Origin of the sequence: Sphingomonas oligoaromativorans, assembly GCF_011762195.1 — a bacterium.
In the GTDB taxonomy this organism is placed as follows: domain Bacteria; phylum Pseudomonadota; class Alphaproteobacteria; order Sphingomonadales; family Sphingomonadaceae; genus Solisphingomonas; species Solisphingomonas oligoaromativorans.
Genome location: NZ_JAASQK010000004.1, coordinates 231,018 through 253,728 on the forward strand (window position 1 = coordinate 231,018; position 22,711 = coordinate 253,728).

Here is a 22,711-nt window from a genome sequence, read left to right on the forward strand (position 1 = left end):
GCCTCTCGCGCATGAGGGGCGGCGCTTCCGGGCGTGGGGCTCAGTCCAGGCCGATCGCCCCGGCCGTCGTGACGCGGGCGATGCGGGGCAGGATCTTCTCGATCGACATGGCGTGCAGCTCCGCGCTGGACGAGGCGCAGGCATCCTCCACGATCACAAGGTCATAGCCCAGTTCCCAGGCGGAGCGGGCGGTCGATTCGACGCCGAAATTGGTGGCGATGCCGCCGAGCACGATCGTCTGGATGCTGCGCCGGCGGAGCTGGAGGTCCAGCTCCGTGCCGGTGAAGGCGCCCCAATGGCGCTTCATGACGACGAGATCGCCGTCGCGCCGCACGCCATCGACGAAGGCGGACCAGTTCTCCGGCAGGCCGCCTTCGGGCGCGGCCATCGGCTGATCGACCTTCTGGCTCGGGCGGTCGGCGAAATCGGGTGCCCAGCCGACGTGCACCAGGACCACCGGCGCCCCCGCCGCGCGGAAGCGATCGGCGAGGGTGATGGATGTCGCCACCACGTCGGCGCCGCTGCGCGGGGCGAGGTTCATCGGCACGATGCCCTGCTGGAGATCGATAAGGACGAGCGCGGTCGTGCGGGGATCGAGGCGCGACATGGAAAAGCTCCGTTCGACAAGGGGTTCGGCCGTCCTAATGCGCTTGCCGTCGCCACGCCAGATTGACGGGGGCGGGCCTCGCGTTCCAAGAAGGCGGGGATGGAATGGCGTTTCTGGATCGATCGCGGCGGAACTTTCACCGATATCGTCGCGCGGGCACCCGACGGCGGCATAAGAACCGCCAAACTCCTCTCCGAAAATCCCGACCGCTATGAGGACGCGGCGGTGGAGGGCATCCGTCGCCTCACCGGGATCGCGGATGGGCCACTGCCGCCGCTCGACGTGCGGATCGGCACGACGGTTGCCACAAACGCCCTGCTGGAGCGGAAGGGTGAGCCGGTTTTATTGACGATTACCCGTGGCTTCGGCGATGCCCTTACCATCGGCTATCAGGAGCGGCCGGACCTTTTCGCGCTCGATATCCGGCTTCCCGGGCCACTCCACGCCGATGTCGTGGAGATCGACGAGCGGGTGACGGCGGAGGGCGAGGTGCTCCGCCCCCTCGACGCGGAGGCCGCCCGCCGCGATCTGCAAGCCGCGTTCGACCGAGGCCTTCGCGCCATCGCGATCGTGCTGGTGCATGGCTATCGCCACACGGCGCATGAGGCTGCGCTAGCCGGGATCGCGCGGGAGATCGGCTTCACCCAGATTTCGGTCAGCCATGAGGTCGGCCCGCTCATCAAGCTGATCGGGCGCGGCGATACCACGGTGGTGGACGCCTATCTCTCGCCCGTGATCGGCGCCTATGTCGAGCGCTTCTCGGGGGCATTGGGCGAAGGGCAGGCGCCGCTCTTCATGCAGTCCAACGGCGGGCTGATCGAGGGCGCGGCGCTGCGCGGCAAGGACGCGATCCTGTCCGGCCCGGCCGGCGGCATTGTCGGGATGGCGCGCACCGCGAGCGCGGCGGGCTTCGAACGGGTGATCGGCTTCGACATGGGCGGCACCTCGACCGACGTGTCGCATTATGCCGGCGACTATGAGCGCGACACCGAGACGGTGGTGGCGGGCGCGCGCATCCGGGCGCCGATGATGCGCATCCACACGGTCGCGGCCGGGGGCGGATCGATCTGCCGGTTCGAGGGCGGGCGCTTCCGTGTCGGCCCGGAGTCGGCGGGCGCGGTGCCGGGGCCGGCGAGCTATCGGCGGGGCGGGCCTCTGACGGTCACCGACTGCAACGTGCTGCTGGGCAAGGTGCAGCCCGATTTCTTCCCGGCCGTCTTCGGTCCCGGCGGGGACCGGCCGCTCGATGCCGATCGGGTGCGGGCGCTGTTCCACGCGCTGGCCGACGCGGTGGAGACGGAGACCGGCCATCGCCAGTCCCCGCAGGAGATCGCCGAGGGGATGATCGCCATCGCCGTCGCCAACATGGCGCACGCGATCAAGCGCATCTCGGTGGCGCGGGGCCATGACGTCACGCGGTACACGCTGGTCTGTTTCGGCGGCGCGGGCGGGCAACATGCCTGCCTCGTCGCCGATGCGCTCGGCATGGAGCGCGTGATGATCCATTCCTATGCGGGCGTTCTGTCGGCCTATGGCATGGGGCTGGCGGATCGCGCGGTGCTGCGCGAGCGCACCGTGGCGCTGCCGCTCGATGCGGCGCACGGCGCGGCGATCGCGTCCGAGGCGGAGCGGCTGGGGGCGGAAGCCCGCGCCGCGCTCGACGCGCCTCGGGTGGACATCGTCGGGCGGGCGCATATCCGCTATGCGAGCGCGGACAGCCTGATCGAAGTCCCGCTCGGAACGGTCGACGCCATGCGCGCCGCCTTCGAGCAGCGGCACAGCGCACGCTTCGGTTTCGTCGGCGAGGGCGCGCTGGTGCTGGACATGCTCCAGATCGAGGCTGTCGCCCGTTCGGACGAGTCCGTCCATCCCGCGCCGTCTTCCGGCAAGACCGATCCTCTTCCTCAGGCGAGGGTCGCGGCCTTCATGGGGGGCGAGCCGGTCGCGGCGCCGCTCTATCAGCGCGACGATCTCCCCGAGGGCTGGTCGACGGCCGGTCCGGCGCTGATCGTCGACGCGGTTTCGACCACGGTGGTGGAGCCCGGCTGGACCGTCTCGGTCGATGGGCAGGGTAACCTGATCCTCCACCGCGCGGCCGCCCGATCCGGGACGCAGGGCGGCGGGACGGCGCTCGATCCGGTTCGGCTGGAGATTTTCTCCGGTCTTTTCATGGCGATCGCGGAGGAGATGGGGGCGGCGCTTCAACATTCCGCGGCCTCCGTCAACATTCGCGAGCGGCTCGATTTCTCCTGCGCGATCTTCGACGCCGGCGGCTGCCTGATCGCCAACGCGCCGCATATGCCCGTCCATCTGGGATCGATGGGGGACAGCATCCGGGCGGTGATCGCGCGCCATGGCGACGTGCTGAAGCCCGGCGACGCCTATGCCCTCAACGCCCCCTATGACGGGGGCACCCACTTGCCGGACATCACCGTCGTCATGCCGGTGTTCGTAGGAGGGGGCGACCGGCCCGACTATTTCGTCGCCGCGCGGGGGCATCATGCGGATATCGGCGGGATCAGTCCGGGATCGATGCCGCCGGGCAGCACGTCGGTCGAGCAGGAGGGCGTGATCTTCGATGCCGTGCGGATCGTCGCCGGCGGGCGCTTCCTCGAAGAGGATGTGCGGGCGCTGCTCGGTTCGGGCGCGTGGCCGGCGCGCAACCCGGACCAGAACGTCGCCGATCTCCAGGCCCAGCTCGCCGCCTGCGCGCGGGGCGGCACCGAGCTGCTGCGGATCGCGGGCGAATATGGGAAGGATGTCGTCGATGCCTATATGGGCCATGTCCAGTCCCACGCCGAGCAGGCCGTCCGCGCGCTGCTGACGCGCCTGTCCGACGGGCATTTCGCCTATGAGATGGACGACGGGGCCGTGGTGCGCGTGGCCGTCTCCATCGATCGGGAGGCGCGCTCCGCCCGTGTCGATTTCACCGGCTCCAGCGCGCAACTCCCGAGCAATTTCAATGCGCCACGGTCGATCGTTCGTGCGGCGGTGCTGTATGTCTTCCGCACGTTGGTGGACGAGCCGATCCCGATGAACGACGGCTGCCTGCGGCCCGTGGAGATCGTCGTGCCGAAAGGATCGATGCTCGATCCGGGGCCGGAGGCGGCCGTGGTCGCCGGGAATGTGGAGACGAGCCAGGTCATCACCGACGCCCTGTTCGGCGCGCTCGGCGCCTGTGCGGCGGCGCAGGGGACGATGAACAACTTCACCTTCGGCAATGCCCGCGTCCAATATTATGAGACGATCGCGGGGGGCGCGGGCGCGGGGCCGGGGTTCGACGGCGCGTCCGCCGTGCAGACGCACATGACCAACAGCCGCCTCACCGATCCCGAGGTGCTGGAGACGCGCTTCCCCGTGCTGCTCGACGAATTCCGCATCCGGCGCGGTTCCGGCGGGGAGGGCGCGCATCAGGGCGGCGATGGCACCGTCCGCGCGATCCGCGCGCGGGAGCCGATGCAGGCGGGCATCCTCGCCAATCGCCGCCGCGTTGCGCCGTTCGGGCTGGCAGGCGGCGGCATGGGCGCTCCCGGCCTCAACCGGGTCGAGCGCGCGGACGGGCGGATCGAGCCCCTGCCCGCCACGGCGTCCGTCCAGCTCGATGCGGGGGATCGCTTCGTGATCGAGACGCCGGGCGGCGGCGGCTATGGGGCGGCGCGCTGATGCTGGTGTTGGCCGGGATCGCGGTGATCGCGTTCGGCTTCCTGTTGCGTTTCAATCCCCTGCTGGTGGTGGCGGCCTCCGCCGCCGTGACGGGGCTGGCGGCGGGGCTTGACCCGCTGGCCATTCTTGCAGCCTTCGGAAAGGCTTTCAACAATACGCGCTATATCACTGTTATCTGGGTCATCCTGCCGCTGATAGGGCTGCTGGAGCGCTATGGCCTTCAGGCCCGCGCGCGGGCGCTGATCGAACGGTTCGGGCAGGCCACGGCGGGCCGGTTGCTGATGGTCTATCTCCTGTTCCGGCAGTTGAGCGCGGCCGTGGGGCTCACGACCATCGCGGGGCCGGCGGTGACGGTGCGGCCGCTGCTCGCGCCGATGACCGAGGCGCTGGCGGAACGCCAGACGGGCGGACTGGACGAAGCCGAGCGCGAGCGCATCCGGGCGCTCGCGGCGGCGACGGACAATGTCGGCCTGTTCTTCGGCGAGGATATCTTCCTCGCGATCGGCTCGATCCTGCTGATGAAGGGGCTGCTGGAGCAATATGGCATCCGGCTGGAGCCGTTCCAGCTATCGCTGTGGGCGATCCCGAGCGCGATCGCCGCCTTCCTGATCCACGGGGCGCGGCTCTGGTGGCTCGACCGGCGGCTGGCGAGGAAGCGCGCGGCGTGATCGGATTGCCGTTCGTCTATATCGCCACGGGGCTGCTGTTCGGGCTCTACGCCCTGCTGTCGGTTCGGGATCGGCGGCCGGGCAATGCCGGTTTCTGGGGGCTCATGGCGCTGAGCTTCCTGCTGGGCGACCGGATCGGCGATATCGGCAATGGCGTGCTGGCGCTCGGTCTCGTCGCGATCGCGGGGACGGGGCTGATGCGCCCGGCGCGGGCCATGGAGGACGGTGTCGCGCCGCGCGGCGACGCCCTGTTCGTCCCCGTGCTGATCGTCCCCGCGGCGGCGCTGGGCGGAACGTTGCTGGCACGCGCGCGGCCCGGCTGGCTCGATCCGCAGCAGGCGACGCTGGTCGCGCTCGTCGCGGGCGTGGTGGTGGCGCTCGGTATCGCGTGCCTCTGGCTCCGTCCCCGGCCGCAGACGCCGTTCCGCGAAGGGCTGCGGCTGATGGATTCGATCGGCTGGGCGGCGGTGTTGCCGCAGATGCTGGTGAGCCTCGGCGCGATTTTCGCGCTGTCCGGCGTGGGGACAGTGGTCGGCACGTTGCTGGGGGCCGTCATCCCGGAGGGGAGCCTGATCGGCGCGGCGATCGTCTATGGCGTGGGCATGGCGCTGTTCACCATCGTGATGGGCAATGCCTTCGCGGCCTTCCCGGTGATGATGGCGGCGGTGGGGCTGCCGCTGCTGATCCACGGGCATCACGGCAATGCGGCGGCGATCAGCGCGATCGGGATGCTGTCCGGCTTCTGCGGGACATTGCTCACGCCAATGGCAGCCAATTTCAACATCGTACCGGCCGCTCTTCTCGAATTGCGGAACCGCAACGGCGTGGTCCGCGCGCAGATGGCGACGGCGCTGCCCTTGCTCGCGGTCAACATCGCGCTGATGGTCTGGCTGGCTTTCTAGAAGGACGAACGATGCTTTCCGTTGAGACCGCCGCGCTTTTCGCACGCCTGACGCTGGGCCATGTCGGGCGGGAATATCCCAACAAGCTCGATCATGTGATGGCGGGCCTGGAGGATGTGCGGAGCCCTTCGGATCTGCATCCGATCTTTTACGGCAGTTTCGACTGGCATAGCTGCGTGCATGGCTGGTGGCAGTTGCTGCGTATCCGCCGGCTCTTTCCCGACACGCCCGAAGCGGCCGCCATCACGGCACGCGCCGACGAGATGCTGGTGCCGGAGAAGGTGGCGGGCGAACTCGCCTATCTGGAGCGCCCCGCCTCGGCCGGGTTCGAGCGGCCTTATGGCTGGGCGTGGCTGCTGGCGCTGCATGGCGAGGCGGAGCGGACCCCATGGGGGGCGACGCTGGAGCCCCTCGCGCGTGCTTTCGCCGACAGGTTCAGGGCTTATCTGCCGAAGCTCACTTATGCGATCAGGAGCGGGGGGCATTTCAACACGGCGTTCGGGCTCGTCCTCGCGCTCGATTGGGCGCGGACCCATGATGCCGGGTTGGCAACGCTGATCGGCGAACGCGCCCGTGCATGGTATGGCGAGGATCGCGCCTGCCAGGCGTGGGAGCCGAGCGGCGACGATTTCCTGTCGCCCGCGCTGATCGAGGCGTTGCTGATGAGCCGGCTCCTCGATGGCGCGGCGTTCGCGACATGGTTCGCGGATTTCCTTCCCGACGCACGGGATCGCAGGCCGGCGACGCTGTTCACCCCGGCCCATGTTTCGGATCGGAGCGACGGCAAGATCGCCCATCTCGACGGGCTCAATCTCAGCCGGGCGTGGTGCTGGCGGGGGATCGCGGCGGCGCTGGGCGCGGAGCATCCGGTCGCGGCCATCGCGGAGGAGGCGGCGGAGCGGCATCTCTCCGCCAGCCTGCCGCATGTCGAGGGCGATTATATGGGCGAGCATTGGCTCGCCACCTTCGCCCTGCTCGCGCTGGAACGGGGCTGAGGCTCAGCCCGAAAGCTTTTGCTGCCCGCGCGTGATGATATGGCGTTCGTCGATCGGATTGTCGAACGCCACGCCGAAGCGGTGATCCTCCACCCAGGCGACCCGGCCTTCCACGCGCAGATCCTCGTGGATCAGCACGACGCGCTCATCCCGCGCCGGCGGCTCGTCGGCATCCAGCTTCGCGCCCGAATGGGAGATGTTCAGCAGATGCACCTCGACGACGCCCTGATGGCATTCCATCCGGGCGGTCAGCAGCAAACGCGAACGCTTGTTGTCACGCTTGTCCTGCGGCAACTCGAACGCCGATGCTGCCATACGCTCGTCTCCTATGGGCGTCGTCGCCGATGTTCATGCCACAGGAAGTGCTAAAGGCGGGTTAAGACTTTAGACGAGTTCCCCCAGATCCAGCGCTTCCAGCAGGGCTTTGCGCGCCTCGACCGCGGCGGGCCAGGCGCCCAGCGCCTCGATCTCGGCGGTCGTCACGCGCTCGGGCCAATGCGCCTCGATCACGCCGGCGAGGCGATCGAGCTTCGCCTCGTCGACGAGGAAGCGCGGGTCCACCGTCGCCGGATCGCAGACGACACGCAGGCGCAGGCAGGCGGGGCCGCCGCCATTGGCCATGGATTCGCGCACGTCGACCGGGATCAGCCGGCGGATCGGCCCGTTGCCGGCGGTCAGCGCCTCCAGCCATTGCCACACGCGGCCGACATGCCGCGCCTCGGTCGGCAGGATCAGCGCCATGCCGCCGCCATCGGGAAGCGTGACGAGCTGGGCGTTGAACAGATAGCTGGCGATCGCGTCGGAGAGGCTCACCGCCTCGGCCGGCACCTCGATGATCTCGACCGAGGGCAGCCGCTCGCGCAGGTCCGCGAAGAAGCGGTGCTTGTCGGCGAAGGCATGTTCGTGGGCGAACAGCACGCGCTCGTTGGCGACGGCGACGACATCGTTGTGGAAGGCGCCGGCCGCGATCGCCTCGTCCGACTGGCGGACGAACAGCGCTTGCCCGAGCCCATGACGGCGGACGATGGCGGCGCTCGCCTGCGGGTGCTGGCGGGCGGGGAAGGGGCCTCCGCCCTCGCCATAGACGAACACCTCGACGCCGGGCGCGCCATGATGCTCGCACAGGCGCATATGGTTGGCGGCGCCCTCGTCCCCGAAGGGGGCGGGCACGGGGCCATGCACGGCGAAGGCGCGCTCGTCGGCGAAGGCGAGGCGGAGCTGCGCCAGCGTGCCCGGCCATTCATGGCTGCGGTGCGGCATCGTCACCAGATTGGCGACGGTGAGGTGGCAGCGGCCGTCCCGCGTATCGGCGGCGGGCGAGACGGTCGCGGCATTGGCCGCCCACATCGCCGAAGCGGACGTCGCCGCCGGCCAGAGCGGCCCGGCGTTCGCCACGTCGGTCGCGAGCGAGGCGAGCCACTCGCCGTCCGGCCGGCGATGGGGCAGGAGGATGCCCTGCGTCAGCCCGAGCGCGAGGTTCGCCCGCATCTTGGCGAGGCCCTGAAGCGCCGCCGCGCGGGGGTGCGACGCCTGCCCCGCATTCTTCTTCGAGGCGAGATTGCCGAGGCTCAAGCCCGCATAATTGTGGGTGGGGCCGACGATCCCGTCGAAATTGATCTCGACCATCCGGCCGGGCTCAACGGACGGCATAGGCCACCTCGTCTCCGACCGACGCGCCCAGCAGGGCGGCGCTCTCGGCGCTGATGGCGATGCCGCCGTCGCGCTCCTCGATCATCGCGTGGATGGCCACGAAATCCTGCAATCGCCCATGGGACACGAGCGCGCGCTGGCCGCCTTCGGCGTCGATGGCGACGATCTTCGCGTCCGCCGCATCGCGGACGGTGCGGATCTGGTCGGTCGCCGCCGCCATGCTGGGGCCGCCGTCGAAGATGTCGATATAGCCTTCGTGCGCAAAGCCCTCGCCCTCCAGCATCCGCATCGCGGCGCGGCCGGTCGGGTGGGGCATCCCCATCACCGCGCGCGCCGTCTCGGGCAGCATGGCGGTGTAGATCGGGTGCTTGGGCATCAGATCGGCGATGAACTGGTTGCCGTGGACGGCATTGAACTGGTCCGCCTCCTGGAAGCTCATGCCGAAGAATTTGCCGGCGAGCCCGTCCCAGAAGGGCGATCCGCCCGCCTCGTCGATCACGCCGCGCAGCTCCGCGATCACGCGGTCGCCGAAGCGGCGGCGGTGCTGGCGGATGAAGAGATAGCGCGAGCGGGCGAGCAGCAGGCCGAGCCCCCCGGCGCGTTCGCGCGGGTGGAGGAACAGGCCGCCCACTTCGGACGAGCCCTCCAGATCGGTGGTGAGCGTCAGCATCTCGGCGCGGAAGGTGCGGCCGAGCTCCTGGCTGGTCTGGCTCAGCACGCCGGTGCGATAGCTGTAGAAGGGCCAGTGCTGCCCGATCTTGGAGAAGACCTGCGCGGTGCCGCGCACCTGTCCCGTCTCGCTGTTCTCCAGCATCAGGACATAGATGTCGTCGCCGGTGGTGTCGGCCTCCTTGGCGAAGGCATGGGCCGAGCGGGCGAGCTTGGCGGCCAGCGCGTCGCGGTCGGGCGGCAGGTTGGTGAAGCCCCCCCCGGTGAGCTTGGCCAGCTCGTAGAGCGAGCCGATATCGGCGATGCGGGATGCGCGGATGCGGAAGCTCATGCGCGGCCTCGCTCGGCCAGTTCCAGCAAGACAAGCGCGGACAGGCGGGCCCTTTCGGCCAGGCTCTCGACGATCAGAAATTCCTCCCCGGAGTGAATGGCGCCTCCGCGGGCGCCCATTGTATCGACCACGGGCACGCCCGCGGCCGCTATATTATTGCCGTCGCATACACCGCCGCTGGGCGCCCAGGCGATGGTCTGCCCGATCGCCTCGCCGCACTCGCGCACCAGCTCGAACAGCTTTTCGGTCTGGGGGCCGAGCGGCTTGGGCGGGCGGGCGAAGCTGCCGTGCATGTGGATGTGGACGTCATGCTCGGCGGCGACCATCGCGATCGCCGCGTCGATATGGCTCTTGGCGCGCAGCTCGTCCTCCGGCGCGGTGGGGCGCAGGTTGACGCGGAGCACGGCATGATCGGGCACGACGTTGTTGGGTCCGCCGCCGTCGATCCTGGCGGGATTGACGGTGAGGCGCGGGCCGGCCGCCTTGGCGAGGCGCAGCGCGAGATCGGCGGCGGCGAGCACGGCGTTGCGGCCGTCTTCCGGGTTGCGCCCGGCGTGGGCGCTGCGGCCGGTGACGATGATCGAGAAATTGCCGCTGCCCGGCCGCGCCCCCGCCAGCAGGCCGTCGGGCCGCGCCGAGGGTTCATAGGTGAGCGCCGCCACCTTGCCCTTCGCGGCACGCGCGATCAGCCCGGCCGAGCCGTGGGAGCCGGTCTCCTCGTCCGAATTGATGACGACCTCATAGCCCACGCGATCGCGGAGCGGGCTCGCCTCCAGCGCGGTCAGCGCGGCGAGCATGATGGCGAGGCCGCCCTTCATGTCCGCGACGCCGGGGCCGTTGATGCGCCCGTCGTCGAGCGTCACCGTCTTCTGGAAGGGATGGTCGGCGGCGAACACGGTGTCCATATGGCCGGTCAGCAGGAGCTGCACCGGGGCGGCGGGCCGCACTGCGAGATGGAGGTTGCGGCCGCGTTTGATCGCGCGGGTCGCGCCGTCGGGGAGGATGCTCTCGACCGGATCGGCCGCCAGCAGCTCCACCTTGCCCGGCAGCGCGGAGAAGGCGTCCGCGAGCTTGCCGGCCACCGTCTTCAGGCCGGCGAGATTGCCCGTTCCGCTGTTGATGGCGGCCCAATCGAGCGTCTGCTCCAGCATCGGCTGACCGGCCGCGCGATCGAGGATGAGGCGGTGCTCTGCGCGAAGCGAAAACATGGGGCGGGCTTAGAACGAAGCGCGCTCCGGGGCAAATCGCGTGGATCGCGTCAGAAGCTGTAGACCAGCGAGGCGCGGCTGGTCGTATCGAGATTCTTGGCGGAATCCGTCGTCTCGCGCTCATAAGTGACGTTGTAGGAGAGGCGCGCCTTGAGCGGCCCGAACAGCTTGGTGTCGAGCGAGGTGGTGGAGACGATATTGTTGTTGCCCGTCTCGAAATAGACCTGCGTGCTCTGGGTGAGCTGGACGTTCGGATTGGGCTTCCACGCGACGCTCAGCGATCCGCGGCCCGCGAAGTCGGTGCGGTGGCCGCCGTCGATGAAGCGCGTCTGACGGACGGCGGGGCCGCCTTCCACATCGACCTGGATCTTCGGCCCCGGCAGCAGGCGATAGCCGAGGCCGGTGCCCGCCGTGTAGCGCTGGTCGTAGCCGGTGAAGCGGTCATGCTCGAACTGGCCGAGGCCGTAGAGATAGAGCCGCTCGTCGAACTTGTATTGCGGCTGATAGGCGATGCTGTCGCGATCGGTGGAGGTGATGCCGTCGGTCTTCTGGAAATCCGCGCGGGCGGTGAGCGCGTTGCGCCAGCGCAGCCCCTCGCGGGTGAGCTTCAGCGAGCCGTAGACCGCGATGTTGTGGGTGTTGCCGGTCTGGAGGGAACCGCCCACCTCGACCTCGCCCTTCCAGTTGTCGAGGAAGGAGGCGGCGGCCAGCGCGTCGGCCTTGGCGCGGGCCTCGGCCGCCTTCTTCTCGGCGATGTTGGCGGCGTTCTCGGCCGTCAGCGCGTCGATCTGGGCGCCGCCATTGGGATAGGTCTCGCGGGCCAGCTTCTCGACGGCGGCGAAGCTTTCGGCCGAGCCCTTGCTCATGGCCTGCTCCAGCAGCGCGCGGGCGGCGGGCGGCAGGGCCACGGCGTTGGGGTTGGGCGGCGGCGGCAGGACCAGCGTCAGCACCGGCAGGCGCTGATCCTCGATGGCGATGTCCGTGGGCGGCGGCGCGAGCCAGATGATCGGGATTTCGGGCTCGGGCCGGGCGAGCGAACTCGTCTCCGTCATCTGCGCATTCGCCGCCGTTCCGATCAGCCCGCAGGACAGCAGAAGGAAGCGACGCGCACGACTCATGCCGACAAGCTCTAATTTATCAGATCAGATGCGCAAAGGCGCGGAGCACATTTTCATACAGCTCGCGCTTGAAGGGCACGATCATGTCGGGAAGCTCGCTGGGCTCGGCCCATTTCCAGGCGCGGAACTCGGGGTGGGCGGTCTCCAGCTTCACGTCGGCGTCGGTGCCTTCGAAGCGCATCAGGAACCACGCTTGCCGCTGGCCGCGATAGCGCCCCTTCCAGAGCTTGCCGACCAGATCGGCCGGGAGATCATAGTCGAGGTCTTTCTCCGCCCGCGCGATCACGGTGACGAGGCGGGCGGGGATGCCAGTCTCCTCCTCCAGTTCCCGCAGGGCGGCGGCTTCGGCCTCCTCGCCCGGATCGATGCCGCCCTGCGGCATCTGCCAGGCCTCCAGCGTCGAATCGAGGCGCTGGCCGACGAAGACCTTGCCCCCGGCGTTGAGCAGCATGATCCCGGCGGCGGGGCGATAGGGGAGGTCGGTGGTCACGATGGCTGTCCCGTTTCGGCAAGGAGGGCGTTGAGCGCGGCGAGGTTGAGCGCGAGATCCCCGCTCGACGAAGGGATGGCGCGGCGCAGGTTGAGGAAGCCGTGGATGTTGCCGGCCGCCTCGCGGAAGCTGACGGAGACGCCCGCCCGCGCGAGGGTGGCGACATAAGCGCGCCCCTGATCGCGGATCGGATCGAGGCCGGCGGTCGTCACCAGCGCGGGCGGCATCCCGGCGAGCGGCGCCTGCATCGGCGATCCGCGCCAGTCGGTGGCGTCGGGCGCATAGCAGTCGTTGAACCAGCGCATCGCCTCGTCGGTGAGGAAGAAGCCGGACTTGAACTCGGAATAGGACGGATAATGCGTCACCAGATCGGCGGCCGGATAGATCGCCCAGTGCGCGATCACCGGCACGGCGGCGGGCCTGTCCCGGAGCGCGATGGTGGCGACGATGGCGAGCGTTCCGCCCGCGCTGTCGCCGGCCAGCACCAGCCCGGTTGGCGAGAGGCCGAGCGTCTGCGGAGCGTCCGCCACCCAGCGCGCGGCCGCCTCGCAATCCTCCGGCGCGGCCGGCCACGGATGCTCGGGCGCCAGCCGATAGTCGACCGAGACCACCGGCATGTCGAGCCCGCGCGCCATTTCCGCGCACAACGCTTCGTAGGTGTCGAGATCGCCCAGCACCCAGCCGCCGCCATGGAAGAAGACCATCACCGGGCCGGGCTCGCGATGCTCACGGGCGTCGAAGAGGCGCAGCGCAATGTCGCCGCCGCCCGGCCCCGGCATGACGAGATCGCGCAGTACGGCGAGCGGGCCGGTGTCGAGATCGGCGACGCCGCGCATCGCGCGCACCATCTCGCGGGCGTCGACGGGCTTCAGATCCTGCACCTTCGGTCCGGGGACGGCGTTCAGATAGCTCAGGAAGGTGGCGACGTCGGGTCGGACGAAGGCTTCGGTCACGGACGGCTCCTTGTGCGCGCGCTCTCCTTAGGGCGGCGCGGCGGGGGAAGTCGAGCGCCGTTCCGCGCCCGCGCAAATCCTTCTAGGAAGGCCTCGTGCTGCACATCGTCCACCACCCCGGCTATGTCGCGCCCGGAGCGCCCGGCACGGGAATGCTGTTCGACAAATATGGTCTCGTGATGATGGCGCTGGACGAGGCGGGCACGGCCTATGAGGTCCACCGCCCCGGGCCGATGCCGCGCGCGTGGATCGATGCCGTCCATGATCCCGATTATGTCGAGCAGGTGCTGAGCTGCACCGTTCCGGCGGAGAAGGAGCGGCGGATCGGTTTCCCGGTCACGCCCCGCGTCTCCCGCCGCTCGCAGCTCTCGCCCGGCGGCACCTGGCTCGCGGCGCGGCTGGCGCTCAGGACGGGCTATGCCGCGAACGGGGCGGGCGGCAGCCATCATGCGCTCTACGACACGGGCGCGGGCTATTGCGTGTTCAACGACCTCGCCATCGCCGCGCACCGGCTGGTGGCGGAGGGGACGGTCCGCTGCGTGCTGATCGTCGATCTGGACGTCCATCAGGGCGATGGCACCGCGGCGCTCACCGCCGGTCGGGACGACATCGTCACCTTCTCCATGCACGGCGAGCGCAACTTCCCGGCGCGCAAGGCCCGTTCGGACCTCGACGTAGCGCTGCCGGACGGGACGGGGGACGCGGCCTATCTCGACGCGCTGGCGCGGCACCTGCCCGCATTGATGAAGGCGGTGCGGCCCGATCTCATCCTCTATCAGGCGGGCATCGATCCGCATGAGGCGGATCGTCTGGGCCGCCTCTCGCTGACCGACGCGGGGCTGGAAGCGCGGGATCGCTTCGTCATGCTGCAAGCGCAGCAAAATCAAGTGCCCCTCGCGAGCGTGCTGGGCGGAGGATATGGCACAGATCGCATGGCGATCGCGCGGCGTCACGCCATGTCGATGCGAGTGTTGGCCGATGAACACACCAGGTCAGGTTGAGCGCGGGCTGGATCTTTTCTTCATTGAGCCTTTCCGCTGAGAGGCTTACGACATGAATCATCCGCTTCGCGCTAGCGTTGTTGGCGCGTGTACCGTATCGCCTTCCAGGGTTTTCGGAACATGGCCACAGCCGCGCGTGAACTGACCCCCCATGAAGCCTCCGCACATCCGGCGCCCGAGTCCATCGTCGTGCGGTTCGCCGGGGACTCCGGCGACGGGATGCAATTGACCGGCGGGCAGTTCACCCTCTCGACCGCGCTCGCCGGCAACGATCTCGCCACCTTCCCGGATTTCCCGGCCGAGATCCGCGCGCCGCAGGGCACGACCTTCGGCGTCTCCGCCTTCCAGATCAATTTCGGCTCGACCGCGATCGAGACGGCGGGCGACCAGCCGGACGTGCTCGTCGCGATGAACCCGGCGGCGCTCAAGGTGAATGCCGAGGCGCTGAAGCCGGGCGGCCTCATCATCGCCGACGAGGGCGAGTTCACCGCCCGCAACCTCGCCAAGGCGGGCTATCCCGAGGGCGTCAATCCGCTGACGGACGGCAGCCTCGGCCGCTGGCAGTTGATGTCCTTCAACATCTCGCAGCTCACCATGGATGCCGTGAAGCCGTTCGGCCTCGGCAACAAGGAGGCGCTGCGCTGCAAGAATATGTGGACGCTGGGCCTCGCGCTCTGGATGTTCGATCGATCGCGCGAGCCGATCGTCCACTGGCTCCAGGCCAAGTTCGCCAAGTCGCCCGAGCTGGCCGAGGCCAATATAGCGGCGCTCAATGCCGGCCATGCCTTCGGCGAGACGGCGGAGATCGGCGCGGACGCGGCGCGGGGCCTGCACCAGCACCATGTCGCGCCGGCGCCCGCCGAGCCCGGCCTTTACCGCACGGTGACGGGCGCGGAATCCATCTCGCTCGGCCTCGTCGCGGGATCGAAGCTGGCGGGCGTGGACATGTTCTTCGGCGGCTATCCGATCACGCCGGCCTCCGCGATCCTGCATCACCTGTCGCGCCTCAAGGAGTTCGGCGTCACCACCTTTCAGGCGGAGGACGAGATCGCGGCGATCGCGTCCGCCATCGGCGCCTCCTATGCGGGGAAACTGGGCGTCACCTCCTCCTCGGGGCCGGGCATCGCGCTCAAGGGCGAGGCGATGGGGCTGGCGATCATGACCGAGCTGCCGCTCGTCATCGTCAACTCGCAGCGCGGCGGCCCGTCGACCGGGCTTCCGACCAAGACCGAGCAGTCGGACCTGTATCAGGCGGTCTATGGCCGCAACGGCGATGCGCCGATGCCGGTGATCGCCGCCGCCTCGCCGGCCGACGCCTTCGATTGCGCGATCGAGGCCTGCCGCATCGCCACGCAATTCATGACGCCGGTGATGCTGTTGACGGACGGCTATATCGCCAATGCGGCGGAGCCGTGGAAGGTGCCGGACATGGCGGCCTATCAGGCTTTCCCGGTGAGCTTCCGCACCGATCCTCCGGCCGAGGGCGAGGCCTTCCTTCCTTATGCGCGGGACGCGAAGGGCGCGCGGCCCTGGGTGAAGCCCGGCACGCCCGGCCTGCTCCACCGCATCGGCGGCATCGAGAAGAAGGAGGGCAGCGGCAATATCGACTATGCCCCGCCCAACCATCAGGCGATGACCGACGCGCGCAAGGCCAAGGTGGACGGCATCGCCGCGCACATCCCGCCGCAATCGATCGCGCTGGGCGAGGCGGGGAGCAGGCTGGTGGTGGTCGGCTGGGGATCGACCTTCGGGCCGATCCATCAGGCGGTCCGCCGGGCGCGGGCGAGGGGGCTGGACGTCAGCCACATCCACCTCCGCCATATCTGGCCGCTGCCGGCCAATCTCGGCGATCTGCTGCGGAGCTTCGGCGCGATCATCGTGCCCGAGATGAACACGGGCCAGCTCAAGACGGTGCTGCGCGATCAGTTCCTCGTGGATGCCCGGCCGCTCAGCAAGGTGTCGGGCCAGCCCTTCCGCATCGCCGAGATCGAAGCCGCCATCGAGAGGGCGCTTTCATGAACGACATGACCCCGGTGACCAGCAAGCCCAAGGACTGGGAGAGCGATCAGGAGGTCCGCTGGTGCCCCGGCTGCGGCGACTATGCGATCCTGAAGGCGATCCAGCGCACCATGCCCGATCTGGGCGTGAGGCCGGAGAGCACGGTGTTCATCTCCGGCATAGGCTGCTCGTCGCGCTTTCCCTATTACATGGAGACATACGGCTTCCACACCATCCACGGCCGCGCGCCGGCGGTGGCGACGGGGGTGAAGCTCGCCAATCCCGATCTGGACGTGTGGATCATCACCGGCGACGGCGACGGCCTCTCGATCGGCGGCAACCACACGCTGCACCTGCTGCGGCGCAATCTCGATTGCCAGATTTTGCTGTTCAACAACGAGATTTACGGGCTCACCAAGGGCCAATATTCGCCGACTTCGCGGACGGGGACGCGCTCGCCCTCGACGCCGTTCGGATCGGTGGACGGGCCGGTGAACCCCTGCGCCTTCGCGCTCGGCGCGGGCGCGCGCTTCGTGGCGCGGGGGATCGACGTCCACAAGAATCTGCCCGGCGTGTTCAAGGCGGCCCATGCTCACAGGGGCGCGAGCTTCGTCGAGATATACCAGAACTGCATCGTCTATAATGACGAGGTGTTCGCCCCCTTCACCGAGAAGAAGGAAGCCGCCGCCCGGCAGGTCTGGCTGGAGCATGGGCAACCGATGCTGTTCGACGGCGGGCTCAAGGGCCTTGCGCTCGACGCCAAGGCGCTGGCGCTCAAGGTGGTGGACGTCGCGGGCGGCGACTGGAAGGCGGCGGGCGTGCTCGTGCATGACGAGACCAACCGCTCCATCGCGAACATGCTCGTGACCATGCCATCCGGCGCCCATCCGGTGGCGCTCGGCGTGATCTACCAGTCTCCCGCGCCGACCTTCGAGAGCGCCGTGATCGAGCAGAACGCCCGCGCGTCGGAAGGCAAGAAGCCGGACCTTCAGGCGCTCATCTCCAAGGGGCAGACCTGGATGGTCGAGAAGGAGCCGCACGCCATTTGAGGGGGGGGCGGGGTTGGGGGTCTTTTTGCCCCCGACGCGTCTTCCGTCACCCTGACGAAGGTCAGGGTCCATTCGCGTTCCGTGAGAAGAAGGGGCGCTGCGTGAATGGATCCCGGATCAAGTCCGGGATGACGAAAGAAAGGAGGGCTGGGAAAGAGCCGGTTCGTTAGGGCAGGACGTCCTCAGCCGCCGATGCGGGTACGGTGGCCGGTCTCGAAATCGTCGGTGATGAGCTTCGCGATGGCGGCGCCCGCTTCGGCTGGCTGCTGGATCGTGGCGGGGTCTTCGCCCGGATAGGCGTTGTGGCGCATCGCCGTCGCGGTCGCACCCGGATCGACGATGGCAACACGGATCGGCGCGAGCTGCTCCACCTCGTCGGCATAGGCGAGCACCAGCGTCTCCAGCGCCGCCTTGGAGGCGCCATAGGCCCCCCAATAGGCGCGGGGCTTCGCGCCCACGCTGGAGGTGAGCGCCACCACCCGCCCGCGCTCGGACTTGCGGAGCAGCGGATCGAAATTGGCGATCAGCGCCTGATTGGCGAGCAGGTTGAGCGTCAGCAGCCTGTTGAACTGCTTGCCGTCGATCGAGGAGACGGGGCCGAGCTCGCCCAGCATCGCTGCGTTCAGGACGAGGATGTCGAGCGCGTCCCAGCGGCTGCCGATGGCGGTCGCCAAGCGGGCGATCGAGTCGCTCTCGGTCAGGTCCATCGGCGCGATGGTGGCGGAGCCGCCCGCGTCATGGATGCGCTCCTCCAGCTCCTCCAGCCCGCCCGAGGTGCGGGCCGTCAGCACGACATGCGCGCCCAGCGCGGCCAGAGCCTCCGCCGTGGCCGCGCCGATGCCGCGCGACGCGCCGGTGACGAGCGCGGTCTGGCCGGAGAGGGGCTTATCGATCATCACACTCGAAACTCCGTTCGTCCTGAGCTTGTCGAAGGACGTGCAGCGAACGCTGCGCCTGGGGCACGCACTTCGGCAAGCTCAGTGCGAACGGGATTGTGGACCTTATGCCGCGCGTTCGCCGAGCAGCGAGAGCTGGTCGGCCGGGGCGACATCCTCCTGATCGGTCAGGTGGGTCGGATAATCGCCGGTGAAGCAGGCGTCGCAATATTGCGGCTTGCCTTCGTCGCGCCCTTCCTCGCCGAGCGCGCGGTAGAGGCCGTCGATCGAGAGGAAGGAAAGGCTGTCGACCTTGATGTAATCCGCCATCTCGGCGACCGACATCTGGGCGGCGAGCAGCTTGGCGCGCTCCGGCGTGTCGACGCCGTAGAAGCACGAGTGGCGCGTCGGCGGCGAGGCGATGCGCATATGCACCTCCTTGGCGCCGGCATCGCGCAGCATCTGCACGATCTTGAGGCTGGTGGTGCCGCGCACGATCGAATCGTCGATGAGGACGAGGCGCTTGCCGTCGATCAGAGAGCGGTTGGCGTTATGCTTCAGCTTCACGCCGAGGTGGCGGATGCCGTCGCCCGGCTGGATGAAGGTGCGGCCGACATAGTGCGAGCGGATGATGCCCAGCTCGAACGGGATGCCGCTCTCCTGCGCATAGCCGATCGCGGCGGGCGTGCCCGAATCCGGCACCGGGACGACATAATCGGCCTCGATCGGGTTCTCGCGGGCCAGCTCCGCGCCGATGCGCTTGCGCACCGAATAGACGCTGGTGCCGTCCACGATCGAATCGGGGCGCGAGAAATAGACATGCTCGAAGATGCACGGGCGCGGCGCGATCGGCGCGAACGGACGGTGCGAGCGGATGCCCTTGTCCGACACGATCACGATCTCGCCCGGCTCGACCGAGCGGATGAAGGTCGCGCCGACGATATCGAGCGCCACCGTCTCGGAAGCGAAGATGGTCGCGTCGCCGAGGCGGCCCATGACGAGCGGACGGATGCCCAGCGGATCGCGGCAGGCGATCATGCCTTCCGGCGTCAGGCAGACGAGGCTGTAGGCGCCCTCCACCTGCTTCAGCGCGTCGATGAAGCGATCCAGCAGGGTGCGGTAGGTCGAGGTGGCGACGAGGTGGATGATGACCTCGGTGTCGCTGGTCGACTGGAAGATCGAGCCGCGGCGGACGAGATCGCGGCGGACCTTCATCGCGTTGGAGATGTTGCCGTTGTGCGCGACGGCGAAGCCGCCCGAGGCCAGCTCCGCGAACAGCGGCTGCACGTTGCGCAGCGCCGTGTCGCCGGTGGTGGCGTAGCGGACATGGCCGATCGCGACCTTGCCCGGCAGGCCGCGGATCACGTCGTCACGGTCGAAATTGCCGGCGACATGGCCCATGGCGCGATGGGTGTGGAAGCCCTTGCCGTCCCAGGCGGAGATGCCGGCGGCTTCCTGGCCGCGATGCTGGAGCGCGTGCAGGCCCAGCGCGACGACGGCGGCGGCCGTTTCGCCGCCATAGATGCCGAAGATGCCGCACTCCTCGCGCAGCTTGTCGTCATCGAAGGGATGAGTCGTGAGCATTGAGGGCGTTCCGTCGCGGCTGAATTGGGGTTGCGCGCGCATATAGGGTGTTGTCACGGACTTGTCGCCCCCTTCCGGCAAGAGTAGCCATCCCGCCATGTCCAACGATCGCGAAACGGGCACCGTGCTTGCCCCCAGATATGACGCCAACGGCCTGATTACGGCGGTGGCGAGCCATGCCGGAACGGGCGAGCTGCTGATGCTCGCGCATATGAACGCCGAAGCGCTGGAGCGCACGATGGCGACCGGCGAGGCGCATTTCTGGTCCCGTTCGCGCGGGCGCCTGTGGAAGAAGGGCGAGACATCCGGCCATGTGCTGCATGTGCGGGAGATGCGGGTGGATTGCGATCAGGATGCGATCTGGCTGATCGTCGATCCGGCCGGCCCCGCCTGCCACACCGGTGAGCCGAGCTGCTTCTATCGGCGCGTCGCCGATGGCCGGCTGGAACGGATTTAGAGGATCGAACCGGGGACGCGATGACCCATTGCAGTTGACGTAAACGTCAACTAGCATCGCCTCCATGAGCTTCAATCCCGCCACCATCGACACGCCCGATGCGCATAATCGGGACAGCTACACGATCACCGATCTCGCCGAGGAATTCGGCGTCACGGCCCGCGCGCTGCGCTTCTACGAGGACGAGGGGCTGATCTCGCCCGAGCGGATCGGGCTGGCGCGGGTCTATTCCAAGCGCGATCGGGCGCGGCTGGCGTGGATATTGCGCGGCAAGCGCGTGGGGTTCAGCCTCGCCGAAATCCGCGAGATGATCGACCTCTACGATGTCGGCGACGGCCGGCAGGAGCAGCGCCGCGTCACGATCGCCAAGTGCGAGTCGCGAGTCGCGAGCCTGATGCGCCAGCGGCACGACATCGACGCGGCGATCGAGGAACTGGCCCTCTTCGTCCAGCAGGTGAAGGCCGCCGACCTGGCCTGAGCGACACCTATAAGAAGCGATCCGCAGGAGAATATCCATGCCGACCTATACTCCCCCCATCGCCGACACCCGCTTCGTGCTGGACAAGGTTCTGGGGCTGGATCGTTACGCCAATCTGCCGGGCTTCGAGGCGGCCACGCCGGATATGGTGGATGCGATCCTGGAGGAGGGCGGCAAGCTCTGCGCGGAGGTGTTCTTCCCGCTCAACCAGCCGGGCGACGCGGAGGGCTGCACGCGGCACGACGACGCCTCGGTGACGACGCCGGCCGGCTTCCGCGATGCCTATCGCCAGCTTTCCGAGGGCGGCTGGATCGGGCTCGGCGCGCCGGAGCGGTTCGGCGGGCAGGGGCTGCCGCACGTCATCTCGACGGCATTCGAGGAATATCTGATCTCGTCGAACGTGGCCTTCGCCATGTATCCGGGGCTGACGCAGGGCGCGATGGCGGCGTTGCTGGCGATCGGTTCGGACGAGCAGAAGGCGCTCTACCTGCCGAAGATGGTGGCCGGCATCTGGACCGGCACCATGAACCTCACCGAGCCGCACTGCGGCACCGATCTCGGCCTCATCAAGACGCGTGCCGAGCCGAAGGGCGACGGCAGCTTCTCGATCACCGGCACCAAGATCTTCATCTCGGCGGGCGAGCATGATCTCGCCGAGAACATCATCCATCTCGTGCTGGCCAAGCTGCCGGGCGCGCCGGAGGGCAGCAAGGGCATCTCGCTCTTCGTCGTGCCCAAGTTCCTGCCCGATGCGGAGGGCAATCCGGGCCAGCGCAACGCCGTCTCCTGCGGCTCGATCGAGGAGAAGATGGGCATCCACGCCAACTCCACCTGCGTCATGAACTATGACGGGGCGACCGGCTGGCTGCTGGGCGAGGAGAATAAGGGCCTCGCCGCGATGTTCATCATGATGAACGCGGCGCGGCTCGGCGTCGGCCTGCAAGGGCTCGGCATCGCGGAGACGGCCTATCAGAATGCCGTCGCCTATGCGAAGGATCGGCGGCAGGGCCGCGCGCTCACCGGCCCGGCCGAGCCCGACAAGCCCGCCGACACGCTGTTCGTTCATCCCGACGTGCGGCGGATGCTGATGGAGGCGAAGTCCTCGCTGGAGGCGGCGCGCGCGCTGGTGCTGTGGGGGGCGTTGCAGGTCGATCTGTCGCACAAGGCGCCGGACGAGGCGGGGCGCGAGGCGGCGGACGAGCTGATCTCGCTCGTGACCCCGGTCATCAAGGGCTATCTGACCGATCTCGGCTATGAGATCGCCACCAAGGCCCAGCAGGTGTTCGGCGGCCATGGCTACATCCGCGAATATGGGATGGAGCAATATGTCCGCGATGCCCGGATCGCGATGATCTACGAGGGCACCAACGGCGTGCAGGCGATGGACCTCGTCGGCCGCAAGCTGCCGCGCCATGGCGGCAAGGCGGCGATGGCGCTGTTCGGGCTGATCTCGGCCGATATCGCGGAGGCGAAGGGCAGCGCGCAGGCGGACCTCGCCGGGCATCTGGAGAAGGCCGTCGGCCAGCTTCAGGCGGGCGCGATGTGGCTGATGCAGAATGGCATGAAAGACCCGAACAACGCGGGTGCGGCCGCCTATCCGCTGATGACGATGATGGGCATCGTCTCGCTCGGCTGGATGTGGCTGAAGATGGCCCGTGCGGCGCAGGCCGGGCTCGATGCGGGGGAAGGCGACAAGGCCTTCCTCGAAGCCAAGCTCGTCACCGCCCGCTTCTTCGCGGAGCGGATGCTGCCCGATGTCGGCGCGCTGCGCCGCAAGCTGGAGGGCGGGGCCGAGGCGGTGATGGCGCTCCCGGTGGAAGCGTTCTGAGCGTCAGGCGGCGAGGCGCAGCCGGCGGCCGAACAGGAAGGCCACCGACACCCACGGCGCCGCCGACCGTCCGCCGACGGCTCCTCCGGCCGCCTGCCAGCGCTTGAGCGCCTCGTCGATATCGGGCCGCCCCATCGCGGCTTCGATCTCGGCTGCGCGCTCGATCACTTCGTTTCGCATCGTTCGT

21 protein-coding genes are annotated in these 22,711 nt (G+C 68.7%); 10 read left to right on the forward strand and 11 right to left on the reverse strand.

Going from position 1 to position 22,711, the window contains the following annotated elements; translation table 11 throughout:
* Positions 1-40 precede the first annotated feature (40 nt).
* Entirely contained in the window at positions 41-607 is a 567-nt protein-coding gene (locus FHS98_RS09740) for a hydrolase (protein WP_167103638.1), read from the reverse strand.
* 99 nt (positions 608-706) lie between these two features.
* Between FHS98_RS09740 and FHS98_RS09745 the strand changes: the two genes are divergently transcribed.
* The 4 genes from FHS98_RS09745 to FHS98_RS09760 are packed head-to-tail and all read left to right on the forward strand — an operon-like array spanning position 707 to position 6,835.
* Positions 707-4,270, forward strand: a complete 3,564-nt coding sequence (locus FHS98_RS09745) for a hydantoinase B/oxoprolinase family protein (protein WP_167103641.1) — start codon at positions 707-709, stop codon at positions 4,268-4,270.
* Positions 4,270-4,938 carry a DUF969 domain-containing protein gene (locus tag FHS98_RS09750; protein WP_167103644.1) on the forward strand — a complete coding sequence of 223 codons (669 nt, stop codon included), beginning with the start codon at positions 4,270-4,272 and terminating at the stop codon, positions 4,936-4,938. Before FHS98_RS09745 ends, FHS98_RS09750 begins: the two co-directional genes overlap by 1 nt.
* Positions 4,935-5,840 carry a 5-oxoproline transporter, DUF979 family subunit gene (locus tag FHS98_RS09755; protein WP_167104224.1) on the forward strand — a complete coding sequence of 302 codons (906 nt, stop codon included), beginning with the start codon at positions 4,935-4,937 and terminating at the stop codon, positions 5,838-5,840. Before FHS98_RS09750 ends, FHS98_RS09755 begins: the two co-directional genes overlap by 4 nt.
* 11 nt (positions 5,841-5,851) lie before the next feature.
* Positions 5,852-6,835: a DUF2891 domain-containing protein gene (locus FHS98_RS09760; RefSeq protein ID WP_167103647.1), complete on the forward strand. Its 984-nt coding sequence runs from the start codon at positions 5,852-5,854 to the stop codon at positions 6,833-6,835.
* A gap of 3 nt (positions 6,836-6,838) precedes the next feature.
* Here FHS98_RS09760 and FHS98_RS09765 read toward each other — a convergent pair whose 3' ends face one another.
* The 7 genes from FHS98_RS09765 to FHS98_RS09795 form a co-directional block, all read right to left on the reverse strand.
* On the reverse strand, positions 6,839-7,150 hold the full coding sequence (locus FHS98_RS09765; RefSeq protein WP_167103650.1) for a PilZ domain-containing protein: 312 nt from the start codon (positions 7,148-7,150) through the stop codon (positions 6,839-6,841).
* Positions 7,151-7,219: 69 nt separating this feature from the next.
* Complete coding sequence (locus FHS98_RS09770) at positions 7,220-8,485, reverse strand: N-succinylarginine dihydrolase (RefSeq protein WP_243847953.1); 1,266 nt, start codon at positions 8,483-8,485, stop codon at positions 7,220-7,222.
* Positions 8,472-9,485 carry an arginine N-succinyltransferase gene (locus FHS98_RS09775; RefSeq protein ID WP_167103653.1) on the reverse strand — a complete coding sequence of 338 codons (1,014 nt, stop codon included), beginning with the start codon at positions 9,483-9,485 and terminating at the stop codon, positions 8,472-8,474. Before FHS98_RS09775 ends, FHS98_RS09770 begins: the two co-directional genes overlap by 14 nt.
* Entirely contained in the window at positions 9,482-10,693 is a 1,212-nt protein-coding gene (locus FHS98_RS09780; protein WP_167103656.1) for a hydrolase, read from the reverse strand. The genes FHS98_RS09775 and FHS98_RS09780 overlap by 4 nt, the downstream gene beginning before the upstream one ends.
* Positions 10,694-10,743: 50 nt before the next feature.
* Complete coding sequence (locus tag FHS98_RS09785) at positions 10,744-11,811, reverse strand: DUF481 domain-containing protein (RefSeq protein WP_167103659.1); 1,068 nt, start codon at positions 11,809-11,811, stop codon at positions 10,744-10,746.
* A gap of 19 nt (positions 11,812-11,830) precedes the next feature.
* Positions 11,831-12,301: an RNA pyrophosphohydrolase gene (locus FHS98_RS09790; protein ID WP_167103662.1), complete on the reverse strand. Its 471-nt coding sequence runs from the start codon at positions 12,299-12,301 to the stop codon at positions 11,831-11,833.
* Positions 12,298-13,254 carry an alpha/beta hydrolase fold domain-containing protein gene (locus FHS98_RS09795; RefSeq protein WP_167103665.1) on the reverse strand — a complete coding sequence of 319 codons (957 nt, stop codon included), beginning with the start codon at positions 13,252-13,254 and terminating at the stop codon, positions 12,298-12,300. Before FHS98_RS09795 ends, FHS98_RS09790 begins: the two co-directional genes overlap by 4 nt.
* A gap of 95 nt (positions 13,255-13,349) precedes the next feature.
* On the opposite strand from FHS98_RS09795, the gene FHS98_RS09800 reads away from it, so the two are divergent.
* The 3 genes from FHS98_RS09800 (at position 13,350) to FHS98_RS09810 (ending at position 17,302) form a co-directional block, all read left to right on the forward strand.
* Entirely contained in the window at positions 13,350-14,255 is a 906-nt protein-coding gene (locus FHS98_RS09800) for an arginase family protein (protein WP_167103668.1), read from the forward strand.
* 120 nt (positions 14,256-14,375) lie between these two features.
* Positions 14,376-16,274 carry a 2-oxoacid:acceptor oxidoreductase subunit alpha gene (locus FHS98_RS09805; protein WP_167103671.1) on the forward strand — a complete coding sequence of 633 codons (1,899 nt, stop codon included), beginning with the start codon at positions 14,376-14,378 and terminating at the stop codon, positions 16,272-16,274.
* Positions 16,271-17,302 (forward strand): 2-oxoacid:ferredoxin oxidoreductase subunit beta, encoded by a 1,032-nt coding sequence (locus FHS98_RS09810; RefSeq protein WP_167103686.1) that lies wholly within the window; start codon positions 16,271-16,273, stop codon positions 17,300-17,302. Before FHS98_RS09805 ends, FHS98_RS09810 begins: the two co-directional genes overlap by 4 nt.
* A 182-nt stretch (positions 17,303-17,484) precedes the next feature.
* On the opposite strand, the gene FHS98_RS09815 is transcribed toward FHS98_RS09810, so the two are convergent.
* Together FHS98_RS09815 and purF are read right to left on the reverse strand one after the other, a co-directional pair.
* Complete coding sequence (locus FHS98_RS09815; protein ID WP_208402169.1) at positions 17,485-18,198, reverse strand: SDR family NAD(P)-dependent oxidoreductase; 714 nt, start codon at positions 18,196-18,198, stop codon at positions 17,485-17,487.
* 105 nt (positions 18,199-18,303) lie between these two features.
* On the reverse strand, positions 18,304-19,761 hold the full coding sequence (gene purF / locus FHS98_RS09820; RefSeq protein ID WP_167103689.1) for an amidophosphoribosyltransferase: 1,458 nt from the start codon (positions 19,759-19,761) through the stop codon (positions 18,304-18,306).
* Between the two features lie 97 nt (positions 19,762-19,858).
* Here purF and hisI point away from each other — a divergent pair, with 97 nt between their 5' ends.
* From hisI to FHS98_RS09835, 3 genes are all read left to right on the forward strand, one after another.
* Entirely contained in the window at positions 19,859-20,218 is a 360-nt protein-coding gene (gene hisI, locus FHS98_RS09825) for a phosphoribosyl-AMP cyclohydrolase (RefSeq protein ID WP_167103693.1), read from the forward strand.
* 64 nt (positions 20,219-20,282) lie between these two features.
* Positions 20,283-20,696, forward strand: coding sequence for a MerR family transcriptional regulator (locus FHS98_RS09830; RefSeq protein WP_167103696.1), 414 nt, complete (start codon positions 20,283-20,285; stop codon positions 20,694-20,696).
* 37 nt (positions 20,697-20,733) lie between these two features.
* The gene (locus FHS98_RS09835; protein ID WP_167103699.1) at positions 20,734-22,524 is read left to right on the forward strand and encodes an acyl-CoA dehydrogenase C-terminal domain-containing protein; all 1,791 of its coding nucleotides are present in this window, start codon (positions 20,734-20,736) and stop codon (positions 22,522-22,524) included.
* A gap of 3 nt (positions 22,525-22,527) precedes the next feature.
* Here FHS98_RS09835 and FHS98_RS09840 read toward each other — a convergent pair whose 3' ends face one another.
* On the reverse strand, positions 22,528-22,704 hold the full coding sequence (locus FHS98_RS09840; RefSeq protein ID WP_208402170.1) for a hypothetical protein: 177 nt from the start codon (positions 22,702-22,704) through the stop codon (positions 22,528-22,530).
* Positions 22,705-22,711: the final 7 nt, after the last annotated feature.

What these genes read in the sequence shown, in the direction of transcription:
- FHS98_RS09740 (WP_167103638.1), bottom strand. Translation starts at nt 607, where the DNA reads ATGTCGCGCCTCGATCCCCGCACGACCGCGCTCGTCCTTATCGATCTC.
- FHS98_RS09745 (WP_167103641.1), top strand. Translation starts at nt 707, where the DNA reads ATGGAATGGCGTTTCTGGATCGATCGCGGCGGAACTTTCACCGATATC.
- FHS98_RS09750 (WP_167103644.1), top strand. Translation starts at nt 4,270, where the DNA reads ATGCTGGTGTTGGCCGGGATCGCGGTGATCGCGTTCGGCTTCCTGTTG.
- FHS98_RS09760 (WP_167103647.1), top strand. Translation starts at nt 5,852, where the DNA reads ATGCTTTCCGTTGAGACCGCCGCGCTTTTCGCACGCCTGACGCTGGGC.
- FHS98_RS09765 (WP_167103650.1), bottom strand. Translation starts at nt 7,150, where the DNA reads ATGGCAGCATCGGCGTTCGAGTTGCCGCAGGACAAGCGTGACAACAAG.
- FHS98_RS09770 (WP_243847953.1), bottom strand. Translation starts at nt 8,485, where the DNA reads ATGCCGTCCGTTGAGCCCGGCCGGATGGTCGAGATCAATTTCGACGGG.
- FHS98_RS09775 (WP_167103653.1), bottom strand. Translation starts at nt 9,485, where the DNA reads ATGAGCTTCCGCATCCGCGCATCCCGCATCGCCGATATCGGCTCGCTC.
- FHS98_RS09780 (WP_167103656.1), bottom strand. Translation starts at nt 10,693, where the DNA reads ATGTTTTCGCTTCGCGCAGAGCACCGCCTCATCCTCGATCGCGCGGCC.
- FHS98_RS09785 (WP_167103659.1), bottom strand. Translation starts at nt 11,811, where the DNA reads ATGAGTCGTGCGCGTCGCTTCCTTCTGCTGTCCTGCGGGCTGATCGGA.
- FHS98_RS09805 (WP_167103671.1), top strand. Translation starts at nt 14,376, where the DNA reads ATGGCCACAGCCGCGCGTGAACTGACCCCCCATGAAGCCTCCGCACAT.
- FHS98_RS09810 (WP_167103686.1), top strand. Translation starts at nt 16,271, where the DNA reads ATGAACGACATGACCCCGGTGACCAGCAAGCCCAAGGACTGGGAGAGC.
- FHS98_RS09815 (WP_208402169.1), bottom strand. Translation starts at nt 18,198, where the DNA reads ATGATCGATAAGCCCCTCTCCGGCCAGACCGCGCTCGTCACCGGCGCG.
- purF (WP_167103689.1), bottom strand. Translation starts at nt 19,761, where the DNA reads ATGCTCACGACTCATCCCTTCGATGACGACAAGCTGCGCGAGGAGTGC.
- hisI (WP_167103693.1), top strand. Translation starts at nt 19,859, where the DNA reads ATGTCCAACGATCGCGAAACGGGCACCGTGCTTGCCCCCAGATATGAC.
- FHS98_RS09830 (WP_167103696.1), top strand. Translation starts at nt 20,283, where the DNA reads ATGAGCTTCAATCCCGCCACCATCGACACGCCCGATGCGCATAATCGG.
- FHS98_RS09835 (WP_167103699.1), top strand. Translation starts at nt 20,734, where the DNA reads ATGCCGACCTATACTCCCCCCATCGCCGACACCCGCTTCGTGCTGGAC.
- FHS98_RS09840 (WP_208402170.1), bottom strand. Translation starts at nt 22,704, where the DNA reads ATGCGAAACGAAGTGATCGAGCGCGCAGCCGAGATCGAAGCCGCGATG.